The organism is Anianabacter salinae (assembly GCF_019061145.1).
Classification (GTDB): Bacteria; Pseudomonadota; Alphaproteobacteria; order Rhodobacterales; family Rhodobacteraceae; genus Anianibacter; species Anianibacter salinarum.
On the sequence record NZ_JAHQZS010000001.1, the window covers coordinates 276415 to 291049 of the forward strand.

General features: G+C 65.2%; 13 protein-coding genes. 9 read left to right on the forward strand and 4 right to left on the reverse strand.

The features are described from left to right. Positions 1–1422, forward strand: a complete 1422-nt coding sequence (locus KTJ87_RS01445) for a 2-oxo acid dehydrogenase subunit E2 (RefSeq protein ID WP_267137283.1) — start codon at positions 1–3, stop codon at positions 1420–1422. Positions 1423–1491: 69 nt separating this feature from the next. On the opposite strand, the gene KTJ87_RS01450 is transcribed toward KTJ87_RS01445, so the two are convergent. Further along, a complete protein-coding gene (locus KTJ87_RS01450) occupies positions 1492–2178 on the reverse strand; it encodes a GntR family transcriptional regulator (RefSeq protein ID WP_267137284.1) in 687 nt (228 codons plus the stop codon). A 226-nt stretch (positions 2179–2404) separates the two neighbouring features. Here KTJ87_RS01450 and KTJ87_RS01455 point away from each other — a divergent pair, with 226 nt between their 5' ends. Both KTJ87_RS01455 and KTJ87_RS01460 read left to right on the forward strand, forming a co-directional pair. After that, complete coding sequence (locus tag KTJ87_RS01455) at positions 2405–2947, forward strand: VOC family protein (RefSeq protein ID WP_267137285.1); 543 nt, start codon at positions 2405–2407, stop codon at positions 2945–2947. Between the two features lie 10 nt (positions 2948–2957). Beyond that, a complete protein-coding gene (locus tag KTJ87_RS01460) occupies positions 2958–3761 on the forward strand; it encodes an SDR family oxidoreductase (RefSeq protein ID WP_267137286.1) in 804 nt (267 codons plus the stop codon). Positions 3762–3771: 10 nt separating this feature from the next. Here the strand turns inward: KTJ87_RS01460 and KTJ87_RS01465 are convergent, their stop codons facing one another. From KTJ87_RS01465 to KTJ87_RS01475, 3 genes are read right to left on the reverse strand one after another with little or no spacing between them, the layout of a single operon-like run. After that, entirely contained in the window at positions 3772–5445 is a 1674-nt protein-coding gene (locus KTJ87_RS01465; protein ID WP_267137287.1) for an AMP-binding protein, read from the reverse strand. Positions 5446–5467: 22 nt separating this feature from the next. After that, complete coding sequence (locus KTJ87_RS01470; protein ID WP_267137288.1) at positions 5468–6283, reverse strand: ThuA domain-containing protein; 816 nt, start codon at positions 6281–6283, stop codon at positions 5468–5470. A gap of 6 nt (positions 6284–6289) precedes the next feature. Continuing rightward, a complete protein-coding gene (locus KTJ87_RS01475; RefSeq protein ID WP_267137289.1) occupies positions 6290–7051 on the reverse strand; it encodes an SDR family NAD(P)-dependent oxidoreductase in 762 nt (253 codons plus the stop codon). Positions 7052–7324: 273 nt separating this feature from the next. Here KTJ87_RS01475 and KTJ87_RS01480 point away from each other — a divergent pair, with 273 nt between their 5' ends. The 6 genes from KTJ87_RS01480 to KTJ87_RS01505 are packed head-to-tail and all read left to right on the forward strand — an operon-like array spanning position 7325 to position 14633. Then, positions 7325–8467 carry a thiolase family protein gene (locus tag KTJ87_RS01480; RefSeq protein ID WP_267137290.1) on the forward strand — a complete coding sequence of 381 codons (1143 nt, stop codon included), beginning with the start codon at positions 7325–7327 and terminating at the stop codon, positions 8465–8467. A gap of 22 nt (positions 8468–8489) precedes the next feature. After that, on the forward strand, positions 8490–9263 hold the full coding sequence (locus KTJ87_RS01485) for an enoyl-CoA hydratase-related protein (protein WP_267137291.1): 774 nt from the start codon (positions 8490–8492) through the stop codon (positions 9261–9263). A 2-nt stretch (positions 9264–9265) separates the two neighbouring features. Beyond that, complete coding sequence (lpdA, locus tag KTJ87_RS01490; protein ID WP_267137292.1) at positions 9266–10693, forward strand: dihydrolipoyl dehydrogenase; 1428 nt, start codon at positions 9266–9268, stop codon at positions 10691–10693. A 10-nt stretch (positions 10694–10703) separates the two neighbouring features. Beyond that, positions 10704–11639, forward strand: coding sequence for an aldo/keto reductase (locus KTJ87_RS01495; protein WP_267137293.1), 936 nt, complete (start codon positions 10704–10706; stop codon positions 11637–11639). Then, entirely contained in the window at positions 11636–13267 is a 1632-nt protein-coding gene (locus KTJ87_RS01500; protein WP_267137294.1) for a GMC family oxidoreductase, read from the forward strand. Before KTJ87_RS01495 ends, KTJ87_RS01500 begins: the two co-directional genes overlap by 4 nt. Continuing rightward, complete coding sequence (locus KTJ87_RS01505) at positions 13260–14633, forward strand: FAD-dependent oxidoreductase (protein ID WP_267137295.1); 1374 nt, start codon at positions 13260–13262, stop codon at positions 14631–14633. The genes KTJ87_RS01500 and KTJ87_RS01505 overlap by 8 nt, the downstream gene beginning before the upstream one ends. Positions 14634–14635 lie beyond the last annotated feature (2 nt).

Sequence of the window (14635 nt, forward strand, 5' to 3'; positions counted from 1 at the left end):
ATGACCGAGATTACACCGATCACACTCCCGAAATGGGGTCTGGAGATGTCCGAAGGGACGGTGACCGGATGGCACCTGAACGAGGGCGATAAAGCCGAGAAGGGCGCAGAACTTGTCGATATCGAGACCGACAAGATCGTCAACGCCGTCGAACTGGATCAGGGCGGCACGCTGCGGCGCATTCTGGTGCCGGCGGGCGAAACGGTTGCGGTCGGCACGCTGATCGCCGTCATGGCGGATGCGTCGGTGGACGATGCCGCGATCGAAGGCTTCATCAGCGATTACAAGCCGGTGGACGCGTCGTTCGATCCCGCGGACGAGGAAAAGGCCGAGGCGCCCGCGAGGGACGAACCCGCGGCCGCGCCTGCGAAAGCCGTCAAGGCCACGCCGCTTGCCAAGCGGGCCGCGCAGTCGAGCGGTGTCGATATCGGATCGGTGCAGGGCACGGGCCGGGGCGGCAAGGTGATGAAGGATGACGTGGCCCGCGCTTCGGGCAAGGCGCCTGAACGCAGCCCCGACGAGATCCGGGCCGAGAACGCCTCGGTCCATGCCAGCCCGATCGCGCGCAAGTTCGCCAATGAAGTTGGCGTCGGTCTTGCGGGGGTGACTGGCACAGGGCGAAAGGGCCGTGTGTCGCTGGGGGATGTGCAGGATGCCGCCATCGCCGCAGGGCTTTGGACCCGGCCCGCACCGGCTGCGCGTGGGGCGCTCGCGCCGTCCGCTGGCCCTGGGCGGGCCGGGGCCGAACAGCCGTTCACCGGGATGCGCAAATCCATTGCGAGGGCGCTGACCCACTCCAAGCAGACGGTCCCGCATTTCTACACGACCATGGACATCGAGATCGATGCGCTGACGGACCTGCGCCGCAGCCTGAACGGCGCGGCCGAGGACGATGATCCGAAGGTTTCGGTCAACGACCTGCTGCTCAAGGCCTGCGGACTGGCCCTGATGAAGCATCCGGACGTGAATGTGCACGTTACCGAGACCGGGATCACGCCGTACGATCAGGCCGATATCGCCATGGCCGTGGCGATAGAGGGCGGGCTTGTCACGCCCGTCGTGCGCAATGTCGCCAGCCGAGGATTGCGCGACATTGCGGCAGAGGCAAAGGACCTGGCCACGCGCGCACGAGACCGCAGCCTGACGGCAGAGGATCTGAGCGGCGGCACCTTTACCCTGTCCAATCTCGGCATGTTCGGGGTCCGCGCGTTCGACGCGATCGTCAATCCGCCACAGGCCGCGATCCTTGCCGTGGGCGGCCCCCGCCGCGAAGCGCGCGAGACAGACGGCGGTGTCGGGTTCGTCAGCGTCCTGTCGGTCACGTTGTCATCGGACCACCGGGCCGTCGATGGAGCGTTGGCCGCACAATTTCTGTCGACGCTCAAGGAATTGGTCGAAGCGCCGCTCAAACTCGTCTCCTAGGCGCTCGCGATCAAGGAAAGCCGCCGGACTCTCCTCCCCGGCGGCTTTCCCAATTCTGGCATTGTGGATTCAGCCCGCCGATCTCAACTTGCCGGCGTCCCGATCCCCGAGTGCGATGTATTCGGCAAGAACGTCACCCTGCACGTTCGTGTGCTTGCGGAACAGGTCTGCGGCCTTCTCATATTCACCGGCGCAGATCGCCTCCATGATGAATTCATGGTCACGCAAGTTGTTCTCGGAGCGGCCCGGATAGGACAACTGGAACCGCCGGTAGGGCACCAGCTTGATCCCCAGGCGATTGGTCGTCTCGATCAGCTCGTGATTGTGGGTTCCTTCGATCACCATCAGGTGAAACTTGCGGCTGAGGTGATAGTATTCGTCGTGCTTGTCGGCCTGGTAGGCGGCTTCCGATGCCTCGTGCAGCTTGCGCAGGGCGCTGCGTTCCTTGGGCGTCATGCGCCGGGCCGCGAATTTCGCGCAAATGCCTTCGAGTTCGGACATGACCTCGAACAGACGGATCATGTCCGACAAGTCGATTTGGGCGACGATGGCGCCTTGGCGCGGGCGCTTTTCTACCAGGCCGGACTGGATGAGTTGCAGCATTGCTTCGCGAACGGGAGTCCGTGAAACCGAAAACCGTCGAGCCAAGGCTTCTTCGTCAAGCGACGCTCCTGGAGCCAGCCGTCCCGTAAAGATGTCGTCTTCCAGGGCAAGTCGAACCGTTTGCGCGTGAGTCACGCCCGAAGTTTTGGCCATTGGCGATCAGCCCTTTCCGCAGTGATCTGATTTTCATCTGTGTTTTTTATCATAACATTGCGAATACGCGTTGATCCAGAACTATGCGCTGCTTGCGGCCGGTTTCGTGTGTGACCCGGCCAGATGTTGCACGCCCGATGCAGAGCCCTCCAAGACCCGACCTTCAAATCAGGGGTTTTTGTATGCAGAAAAAGCTGCAAGAGTATACGAAACTGAGGGTGAGAATATGGCCAACATCTTTGGCGACACCCGGCAGATCGCCTATGTGAGCGCGGATCTCGATGGTGCGCTCGGCCATCTTGCCGGGAGACTCGGGGTCGGACCGTGGTTCGTCAAGCGCGACTTCGAAGTGCCCGATTGCCACATCGACGGAGTGGCCACGCAGGTGGTTGTTGATGCCGCACTGGCCTATAGCGGCGGCCTGCAGCTTGAAGTGATCGTGCAGAAAAGCGCGGCTCCTACGCTCTACTCGCGCTTTCTGGAACGCTTCGGCGACGTACTGGTGCCGCACAGCACGTCGTCCTGGGTCTCGGACGTCGATGCGGTGGCTGCCCGGGCGCAGGCCTGCGGGTTCCGGCAGGTCTTTGACGCCTGTACCGGATTGGGCCGTATCGCCTATTTCGAACACCCGGACCGACCGCACTTCGCCCATGAGGTGACGGAGTACACGCCGGCCCGCCAATCCATTTTTCGCCAGATCCAGAAGGCCGCGGCCGACTGGGATGGCAATGTGCCGATCCGCGAGGACTGGCCGATCCCCGATGTCTGAGGAGGACACGATGACCGGAAGACTGCAGGACAAACGTGCGATCATTCTGGGGGCCGCAGCCGCCGGGAACCTTGGCCAGGTCACCGCCCGCCAGTTCGCTGCCGAGGGCGTGAAGGTGCTGGTGGCAGGGCGCCACGAGGAGCCGCTCAAGGCCTTGGCCAAGGACATCGGCGGGGCGTGGGCGATCTGCGATATCACCGACGAGGCGCAACTGGCTGCAATGGTCGGGCGCTGCGTCGATGCGTTCGGCGGCGTCGATCTGGCGGTGAACTGCACCGGCTGGGGGCTGCTCACGCCGTTCCTCGACAACACGCGGGCAGAGCTTGAGAAGATGGCGGCGCTTCAGTTCACCGGGCCGTTCCAGTTCTTTCAGGCCGTGCTGCGCGAGATGGCCGACGGGGGCGCGGTGGTGCAGGTGTCCTCGGCCACCGCCAAGATCATGATGGACGACCACGCGGCCTACATGGGAACCAAGGCTGGCATGGATCACGTCATCCGCTGCATTGCCAACGAGTTCGGGGCGCGCGGCATCCGGGCCAACAGCGTCGCGCCCGGTTTCACCGCGTCACCGATGACCGAACGGGCGGCAAGGAACCCGGCGGTCGTGGGGGCCTTTGAAAAGGAATACCCGCTGGGCCGGGTCGGCACGCTGCAAGACACCGCCGAGGCGATCACTTGGCTGTGCTCGGACGGCTGTTTCATCACCGGCGAGGTGTTGCAGGTGAACGGCGGCGTGACGCTTCGGCGTAACCCGACGAACGCCGAGATCGTGGCGGCGGCCAAGGCTACGAAGGCGGCGCGAACGGCGGAGTGACCTTGGCGGGTCAGGACGCGCGGGCGACGGTCTTCGGGTCGATCTTGTCCGCCCGCGCGAAGTCACGCGAAAGCTTGAATTTCTGGATCTTCGTCGTCGACATGGGCCAGCTTTCGACGATCCGCACATAGCGCGGGATCTTGTAGCTGGCGATATGATCGATGCAGTAGGCGACGATCTCTTCGCCGCTCAGGGCAGAGCCGGGCACAAGTTCCACATAGGCCGCAGCCACCTCGAACAGGTGGTCATCCTCGACCCCGATCACCTGCGCGATCTGGATGTCGGGATGTGAGCACAGATAGGTCTCGATCTCCAAGGCGGCGACATTCTCGCCCCCGATCTTGAGCATGTCCTTGAGGCGCCCGTCATAGACGATGTGCCCGTCGATTGAGACATAGCCCATGTCGCCGGTGCGCAGCCATTTGCCATCATCGACCAGCGTCTCGGCGGTCTTCTTGGCGTCCTTGTAGTATCCGTCGAAGAGGCAGAACCCACCGATCCAGATTTCGCCCCGCTCGCCCGGGGCGACATCCTTGCCGGTCGCCGGATCGACTGCCTTGGCCTTGACCCCGTCGAACACGCGCCCCGAGACACGCGTGGCATCCTTGGGCGTGTCGCGCGGGTCGGTGTAGCAGCACACCCCCGTCGCCTCTGTCAGGCCGTAGGCGTTGACGTATTGCGCGGACGGGAAGGCGCGGGTGTACTTCTCCATAAGGTCGGCAGGTCCGACCGTGTGCAGATAGCGCAGGGCCGACAGGTCGCGCGTTCGGAAGTCGGGGTGCTGGATCACCTGGTTCACCAGCGTCGGGAAGGACAGGTAGCCGAAACTCACGCGCTCGGCCTCCATCTGTTCCAGTGTCCGACCCGCGTCGAAATGCGCCGTGCAGATCTGGGTCGCCCCCGAGGCGCGGCAGGCGGCCATCGGCAGCATCGTGGACATGTGGAAGAACGGCAGCGGGTTCATGACGCTGTCCGCAGCGGTCAACTCGAACCGCTCGGCAAAGCTTTGCCCGATCATCGACAGGGTGCGGTGCGTCAGCATGCAGGCCTTGGGATGCGCCGTCGTGCCCGAGGAATACATCATCAGGGCGTGGTCATCCGGCGATGTGCTGGCCATCAGGGCGTCGATCCGGGCCTCGGGCACGGCATCGGCGCCTTGCAGGAACGTCTCGCGCGTCGGCCATGCCTTTTCGCGCGCGTCGGATAGGTTGTAGACCGCGCGCAGGCGCGGCGCCTCTTCCAGGTCGAGCGGTCCGCCGTTCCAGATGTCGAGGTCGGGAAAGATCCGCGTCAGCATCGTGCGGAAATCCATGTGCGGCAGGGCATGGCCACCGATGAGCAACACGTCCATGTCGGAATGGTGGACCGCGTAGGCAAGATCGCCGTCCTTGAACCGCGCGTTGATGGTCAGGGTGACAGCCCCGACCATGCCTGCGGCGTAGAACAGGCGGACATAGTCCATGCAGTTGGGCATCAGGACGCCGACATGGGCACCGGGGGCGACCCCTGCACCCCGTAGCGCCCGCGCCCAGTGCCTGGCTTCGGCATAGAGCTCGGACCATGTCAGGCGCTCGTCATCAACGATGATCGCGGTGGTGTCAGGCCACTCCCGCGCGGCCTTGGCCAGCATCGTGGCTGCTGTTGCGTTCCCCGCTGCCAGAACGGTGTCGCTTGCGTCTTTCATCGTGCCTCCTCGCGCGCGGGCGTCAGCGGGCCTTGGCCCACTGTGCCGCGTCTTCGCTGGTCACCCAGTCGATCGCGTTGCGCAGCAGCTTGCGGAAATTCTCGTTGCCGTAGGTTCCGGCATCGTTGCCGCACAGGATCGTCACGGTGGGCGAATTGCCCGCCGCCCGAGCCCATGCGATCAGATTGGTGCCGGGGCCGTGGTCCCAGCCATCCCGCGTCCACATCCGCGCTTCCAGCGCGTTGGCGGCGGAATAGAAATTCGCCTGCTCGAAGGCGTAGTCGGCGCGCAGCAGCGGAACGATGTCGTCCTCGAGCATGTCCATCAGATACAGCTCGTCGGTCAGCGTGAAGCTGCCCAGACCTTGCGTCACCGGATGGTCGCCCTCGGGCGTCAGGGTGAAGTCCACCGGGAACAGGTAGCCGCTGTCGGGATACGCGCGCCCCTTGTAGCGCCCCGGCTGGTAGAAGAACCGGGTGCCGATCGCTTCTGCATAGTCGTCCCACAGGGGCCAGCCCGCGACCGCGTGGTGCAGGAACACCATCGGCTTGCCCGCGTTCAGAAGGCCCCGGAACCCGGTCTTGAACGTCTCGGACGGCTCGATCAGGTTCGGCGCTTTGGGCGTTTTGAACTGAAGCCCCGGCACGTCGTAGAACAAGAGCGCATCGAAGTCCGACGCGCCCTCTGGTGACATGAGCGCCGCCGTGGCGGGCTGCTCCACATGGGTCCAGGTCATCCCGCGCATGTCGTCGAACATGCCGAAAAAGGCCGGCTTGTCGAAAGGGTGCCCCTTGGTTGAAACCAGCAGGTTCAGAGGCGCGTCATAGCGGATGACCATGTCCGGTCAGAACTGCACGCGCTTGGTAAAGCCGCCGTCCACGATCAGGTTCGTCCCCGTCACCCAGCTTGCCGCGTCGGAGGCGAGGAAGGCGATGCACTTGGCAACTTCGTCAGCCTCGCCCATGCGCCCGTCGGGCTGCTGCGCGAGGATCGAGTTGAAGAACGCCTCGTCCGACTGGCGGATCTGGTCCCAGCTGCCGCCCTCGATCAGGATCGGCCCTGGCGAGACAACGTTGAACCGGATGCCGCGCTTGCCGTGAAACTGGCTCATCTGCTTGGCATAGGTGATCAGCGACGCCTTGATCGAGTTGTAGGGCATCGGGGCGATGAAGGTCTCGACCGCAGCCGTTGTCGAGATGAACACGACAGACGCGTTGCCCGAAGCCTTCATGTAGGGGAACAGCGCGTCGAAGCCGCGCACGCAGCCCATGAGGTCGATCTCGAACGCCTTGTACCAGCTCTTTTCACCCTCCATGCCGCCCCCAGCAGAAACGCCTGGCACGAAGATGTCGCAGCCGCCCAGTTCCTCGGCGGCGTCCTTGAGCCACTGCTGGTAGCCTTCGACCTCTTTCACGTTGGCCGTGCCGCCAATGACCTTGACGCCGTTGCCTTCCAACTCGCCAACGGTCCGCTTCACGTCGTCCTCGGAGCGTGCGCAGAAGGCGATGTCGCAGCCTTCGGCGACGAGAATGTCCAGAAGCGCCCGGCAAATGCCCTTGGTGCCCCCGGTGACGATTGCCTTCTTACCTTTCAGGCCAAGATCCATGCCTGTTCCTCCCGATGATTCCGGCCTCGTTCGACCCTTCGATTTCCGTATACAGAGAATACGACTTCCTGTCCATTTGCAAGGGATCGGCTCAGAGAATTCGGCCAATCACACCTTGAGAAATGCGATAAACATTTACAATTCAACAAGAATATCCAGTCACGCCTTGAATACAAAAAATGGCTTCTTTACACACAAGACGGAAAATCAGTATACAAAAAGCGGGAGGATGAAGGCCAATGATGCCCGAGACGCGCCAGAGGACACGCAATGTTGCCCGGTGACGTTATCATCGGCGCGGGGCAGCGGACGCCCCTGGGCAATTTCGGCGGGGCGCTGCGCGATGTGCCGCTTGCCAATCAGGCCGCCCATGCGATCCGTGCCAGCTTGACTGCGGCGGCGGTCGATCCGGGCGACGTCGATCATTGCGTGTTCTCCACCACTGTGCCGACGGATCGGGACAGCCTGTTCGCCGCCCGCGTCGTCGCGATGCGGGCCGGTTTGCCTGAAACCGCGCCCGCCCTGTGTGTCACCCGTGCCTGCGCGTCGGGCCTTCAGGCCATCCTCTCTGCCGCGCAGCAGATCGCGGACGGGCAAAGCCGCCTGTCCGTCGTCGCAGGGGCAGAGGCGTTCTCACGCGTGCCACATGTCGTGTCGGACCTGCGCTGGAACGCGGCGCGCGGCGGGCGGGTGTTCGAGGACATGCTGGACTGGGCCTATCGCTGTCCCTTCAGTCAGGAATACATGGGCGACACCGCAGAGACGCTTGCGGATCGCCACGGCTATTCCCGCGCGGCGATGGACGAATGGGCAGCCATGAGCCAGGCCCGCGCGCTTGGGTCGCGCTGGTTTCTCGCGCGGCAGATCGCACCAATGCCGATGCTGGCAGAGGACGAAAGCCCTCGCGAAGACGCGGTTCTGACCAAGCTGGCCAGCCTGCGGCCGGCGTTTCGGGACGGCGGCCGTGTGACTGCGGGCAACGCAAGCGGAGTGACCGACGGCGCTGCGGCGATGATCGCTTGCGCCCCGGGCACGACAACGCCTGCGAACGCCTTTCGCGTAAAGGCGTGGAAAGCCGTCGGCGTGCCGCCCGAGATCATGGGGATCGGCCCCGTTCCCGCCGTGCGGGCGGTGCTTGCCGAAACCGGGATGGGCATCGGCGACATCGACTATTTCGAGGTGAACGAGGCGTTCGCCGTCGTGAACCTGCATGCCGAGGCCGAACTCGGCATCCCGCGCGACCGCCACAACCTCTATGGCGGGGGCATTTCGCTGGGGCACCCGCCTGCGGTCACCGGACTGCGGATGGCAATGACCGCGGCGCAGCATCTGCACGAAACGGATGGGACCTTTGCCATGCTGACCATGTGCCTTGGGGGCGGTCAGGGCATGGCGATGCTCATCGAACGGGTATGAGGATAAAGACATCACCGATCTTGTGAAACTGACGAAGACCGGCGCGGTGGCCGAGCTGCGGTTCAACCGGCCCGAAGCCCTGAACGCGTTGAGCCTGCCGGTGGCCGAGGCCTTTGCGGCGGCCGTGGCAGATGTGGCGGGTGATCCCGAAATCCGCGCGATCCTGCTGTCGGGCGAAGGCCGCGCCTTTGTCGCGGGCGGCGACGTCTCGGCGATGGCGGCTGACCCTGCGCGTGGGCACGAGGTGGTAGACGCGTTGCGCGCGGTGTTGAACCCCGCGATCCTTGCGCTGCGCGAGAACGACGCCCCGGTGATCGCGGCCGTGCGCGGCGTGGCGGCAGGCGCCGGGCTGTCGCTTGTCGCCAATGCCGATGTCGTCGTGGCTGATGAGGGAGCGACATTTGTCATGGCCTACGACCAGGTGGCGGGCGTGCCCGATTGCGGAGGCTCGTGGTTCCTGACCCACCGGCTGGGCCGCGCGCGCGTGATGGACATGATGCTGACCGGGGCGCCGCTTACGGCGATTGAGGCTCAGGGTGCGGGGCTGGTGTCCCGGCTCTGTCCTGCGGATGAGGTCGATGGCACCGCGCGCGCGCTGGCCGCCCGCGTCGCCACAGGGCCGACCGCCAGCTTCGGGCGGTTCCGACGGCTGATCGACGCCGCCCCGCACAGCATGTTGGCCGATCAGCTGACCGCCGAACGCGCTGCATTTGTGGCGGCGGCGCAAAGCGAGGATTTTCGCGAAGGCGTCGCGGCCTTCACAGCGCGGCGCAAGCCCGAGTTCAAGGGACGATAATCATGGCAGACTACGACATCCTCGTCATCGGCGGTGGCCCGGGCGGCTACACCGCAGCGATCCGCGCGGCGCAACTGGGCCTGAAGGCCGCCGTGGTCGAGCGCGAGCATCTGGGCGGCATCTGTTCCAACTGGGGCTGCATCCCGACCAAGGCGATGCTGCGGTCCGCCGAGATGCTGACGCATATGCAGCACGCCAGCGATTTCGGGATCTCGCTGTCGGGCAAGGCCACGCCGGACATCGCGGCAATCGTCAAGCGCTCACGCGGGATCGCGGAGCGGATGAACGGCGGTGTGGCGATGCTGCTGCGCAAGAACAAGGTGGACGTGATCTGGGGGCAGGCACGGCTAACTGCGCCCGGAACCGTCGAGGTCGGCGCGGCGGACAAGCCGGCGGTCGAGCCGCAGGCACCCGCGCCCAAGGGCGTGAAGCTGCACGGCACTTACACCGCAGCCCACGTCATCATAGCCACCGGCGCTCGTCCTCGCGTCTTGCCGGGGCTGGACCCGGACGGCGACCGCATCTGGACCTATTTCGAGGCGCTCAAGCCCTCAAGCGTGCCGAAAAGCCTTGCCATCATCGGGTCGGGGGCCATCGGCGTTGAATTCGCCAGCTTCTACGCCGCGATGGGCACAGAAGTCACGGTGATCGAGATGGTCGACCGCATCCTGCCCGCCGAAGATGCCGAAGTGTCGGCCTTCATGCAGAAGGCGCTGGAAAAGCGGGGGATCGCGTTCCGGACGGGCACGAAGATCGAAGCTGCGAAGACCGGCAAGAAAGACGTGACGCTATCACTCGCAGGGGGCGATACGCTGACCGTGGAGCGGGTGATTTCCGCTGCGGGCGTCGTCGCCAATACCGAGGGGCTGGGACTGGAAAGCATCGGGCTCACGCTTGAGAACGGCCTGATCCCAACGACCGGCGCCGGGGCGACGTCCGTCGCGGGCCTTTATGCCATCGGCGACATCACCGGTGCGCCGATGCTGGCCCACAAGGCCGAGCATGAGGCGGCCCTGTGCGTTGAGGCCATCGCGGGCGAGGCGGTGCATCCGCTGAACCGCAACCGTATCCCCGGCTGCACCTATTGCGATCCGCAGGTCGCCTCCATCGGCCTGACCGAGGCTCAGGCCACGGACAGCGGTCGGAAGGTCAGGATCGGCAGGTTCCCGTTCCTCGCCAACGGCAAGGCCATCGCCATGGGCGAAGATCAGGGCATGGCCAAGGTAATCTTTGACGCCGACACCGGTGAGTTGATCGGCGCGCACCTTGCCGGGCCAGAGGTGACGGAACTGATCCACGGCTTCGCGACCGCGATGGAACTGGAAACGACCGAGGCCGAGATCATCGACACGATCTATCCGCATCCGACCATTTCCGAGGTCATGAAAGAGGCCGTCATGGCCGCCTATGGCCGGGCCATGAACATCTGAGGAGCGCGCCATGGACTATCGCAATCTGGGCCGCTCGGGCCTCAAGGTCTCTACCGTGGGCCTCGGCTGCAACAACTTCGGCTGGACCATCGGGCTCGAGGACAGCCGCGCGGTGATCGACGCGGCCATCGGCGCGGGGATCACGTTCTTCGATACCGCGAACGTCTACGGCGACGGCGGCGGGTCAGAGACGATCCTTGGCGAGGTTCTGGGAGACCGGCGCAAGGACATCGTCCTTGCGACAAAGGCCGGGCTGAAGATGCCGGACGGATCGAAAGGCGGCAGCCGCGCCAATATCCTGCGCGCCTTCGACGAAAGCCTGAGGCGACTGAAGACGGATTATGTCGATTTCTACCAGCTTCACTGGTCCGACCCCGATACGCCCATCGACGAGACGCTTCGCGCGCTGGATGACCTGATCCGTGCGGGCAAGGTGCGCTATATCGGCTGTTGCAATCTTGCGGCGTGGGAGGTGGTCGAAGCGGACTACATCGCGCGCGAGCTTGGCACCAACCGGTTCATCGGGGCGCAGGCCGAACTGAGCCTGCTGAAGCGCGGGAATGAGGCGGCGCTGATCCCGGCGCTTCAGGCATATGGTATCGGGTTCCTGCCGTATTTTCCGCTGGCGAGCGGGCTTCTGACCGGGAAATACAAGCGTGACGCAATCCCCGAAGGCAGCCGCTTCGCCAAGCTCGAAGGGATGGCCGGGCGCTACCTGACGGACGAGAACTGGGACAAGACCGAGAAACTTGCCGCGTTCTGCGCGGCGCAGGGGCGGACGTTGGTCGAACTCGCCTTCTCGTGGCTACTGACCCGTCCCACCGTGGCCAGTGTCATGGCAGGCGCGACCAAGCCCGCCCAGATCGAGGCGAACGTGGCCGCGACCGGCTGGGTGCTGGGCGACGCCGACCTGATCGAGATCGACAAGATCACGGGTGCGGCGTGACCAACTACGACTACATTGTCGTAGGCGCCGGATCGGGCGGGGCGGTGATGGCTGCGCGCCTGTCGGAAATACCCGATGCCCGCGTCTTGCTGCTGGAGGCGGGGCCGGAGGATACCGCGTTCTGGATCACGCCGCCCATGGGCTATCCGATGCTGTTTACCGACCCGAAGGTGAACTGGATGTTCGAGACCGAGCCAGAGGCCGAACTCAACGACCGCCGGATGTATCAGCCGCGCGGCAAGGTGCTGGGCGGCTCGTCGGCGATCAACGGTATGCTCTACATCCGCGGCCACCCCGAGGACTATGACGGCTGGCGGCAGCTGGGGAATACCGGCTGGGGCTGGGATGATGTGCTGCCCTACTTCCGCAAGGCCGAGGACAACGCGCGCGGGACCGATGACCTGCACGGCACCGGCGGGCCGCTGCACGTCTCCGATCAGGCGGGCGGGTCCGAGGTGGCGGATGCCATCGTCGCCGCGGCCTGCGAGGCGGGCCTGCCGCGCAATCCGGACTTCAACGGTCCGACGCAGGACGGGGCCGGGTATTTCCAGACCACGACGAAGGACCGGCGCCGCCATTCCACCGCGCGCGCCTATCTGAAACCGGCGCGCACGCGCGCCAACCTGACCGTCGTGACGGGTGCCCAGACGACGCGGGTGCTGACCGAAGGGCGGCGTGCCGTCGGCGTGGAATACCGTCGCCGGGGCCTGATCGAGACGGTCCGTCTCTCCGAGAGGGGTGAGGTCGTCCTGTCGGCGGGGTCCTTCGGGTCGCCCCAAATCCTGCTGCAATCCGGCATTGGCCCGGCGGATCATCTGAACGACAGGGGCGTGCCGGTCGTCCATGACCTGCGCGGCGTGGGTGAGAACCTGCGCGACCATTTCTACTGCTCTCTCATGTTCCGGTGCCGCAAGCCGGTGACGATCAACGAGTTGGCCAACAGCCGCCTGCGGCAACTGATCGCCGGTGCGCAGTATGTGCTGTTCAAGCAGGGGCCGCTGGCGTCGAACGGGATCTTCGCCGGGGTATTCGCGCGGTCCTCGCCCGATAAGCACCGCCCCGACATCCAGATCAACACCAACATGTGGTCGGTTGCGGCGCGCACCAGCGCTGGCATGAAAGCGCACCCTTTCCCGGGCTTCACCATGAGCCCGGTGCATCTCGACCCAAGATCAACCGGAACGATCCGGCTGAAATCGAACGATCCCACCGCCGCGCCCGAAATCCGGATGAACTTCTTTCGCGATCCCGTCGACCGCGACACCATGGTGCGTGCGGTCAGGCTGGTGCGCAGGATCGCGTCACAGCCTGCGCTGTCGGCCTACATGGACCACGAGATCGCACCAGGGGCTGAACATGCGACAGACGACGAGATCGAGACTTGGCTGCGCGGCGCGGCCATCGCCAACCTGCATCCGGTCGGCACCTGCCAGATGGGGCCGGACCCGGCGTCGGGCGCGGTGGTCGATCCCCGTTTGCGCGTCCACGGGATCGGTGGCCTGCGCGTCGTGGACGGGGCGGTGATGCCGCGCCTGCCGCATGGAAATACCAACGCTCCGATCATCATGGTCGCCGAGAAAGCGGCGGACATGATGAAGCAGGACCGAAAGGAAGGGCCCCATGGCTGACACCGATTTCGACGTCATCATCGTGGGGGCGGGCGGCGCCGGACTGGCCGCCGCCATCGAAGCGACAGATGCGGGCGCGCGCGTCTTGCTGATCGAGGCGGGGGCAAAGGCGGGCGGATCGACCGCGCTGTCGGGCGGCGTCTTCTGGGGCGCGGGCACGTCGCTCCAGCGGGCCGAGGGGGTCGAGGACGATGCCGACAGCCAGTTCGGCTATTACATGACGGTGAACCAGTACAAGGTCGATCCCGCGCTGGTGCGCCGCTACTGCGATCTGTCCGGCCCGACGTTCGAATGGATGGTCGGGCTTGGCGTGAATTTCCCGGCCGAGAACCTTTATGTCTCTGGCGTCGACAAGATCCGGCGGGGACATCGCGCCAAGGGGCACGGGGCCGAGATCGCCGAAGTGCTGGAAGGTGCCCTTGCGGGGCGCTCCGTCGATCTTGCTACCCACACGCGGGTGCAAGACCTGTTGATCGAGGACGGGCGCGTTGCTGGCGTGCGTGTCGGCGGTGAAGCTATCCGGGCAGGGGCCGTGGTGATCGCGTCTGGCGGGTTTGGGAGCAACCGCAGGCTTTGGGCAGAACTTTATCCCTCCGCCGCCAAGCAGGGTGAGCTTGCGTGGTATATCGGTGCGGATGAATGTCGCGGTGACGGGCTGGAAATGGCGCAGCGTGCGGGGGCGGACCTTGTCGGCCATGACCGGGGGCTGTTGCTGATGACGCCGGGCTTTGCCCATGACGTCGAAAGCTACCTGCCGCCTTGGGTCATCCATGTGAACCACGAAGGGCGGCGGTTCATCGACGAATCCACCGAATACTCTGTTCTGTCCGAGGTGCTGTCCACGCAGACCGCAGGCGAATGCTTTGCCATATTCGACGAGGCGGCACGCGCCGATGCCAAAGCGCACCCGGCGCCCAACTGGGCCGCCGACCGTCTGGCGGAATTCGCCGCGAAGGGGCCGGTCGTGAAGGCCGATACCCTTGCCGACCTTGCCGAAAGGATCGGGGTGCGCCCCGCCACGCTTGTGACGACCGCCGAGAGGTATTCGGCGGATGCGCGGGCCGGGCAGGACAGCGCCTATTTCAAGGCCCCTGCTCACCTGCGCCCCATCGAGACGCCGCCGTTCTACGGAGTACGCATCCGGCCTGCCATCGTGTGCTGGACGGGAACGGGGCTGCGCATCGACGCCGAGACGCGGGTGCTGGATCAGGCCGACCGGTGGATGCCGGGCCTGTTCGCGGCAGGCGAGACGACCGGCGGATTTGCGGGCCCGTGCTATGCGGGGGGCGGGGCGTCGATCGGCAACGCGGTGATCTTTGGCCGCGTGGCCGGGGCCAACGCGGCGCGCATGGCGCTGAAGGGATAGGG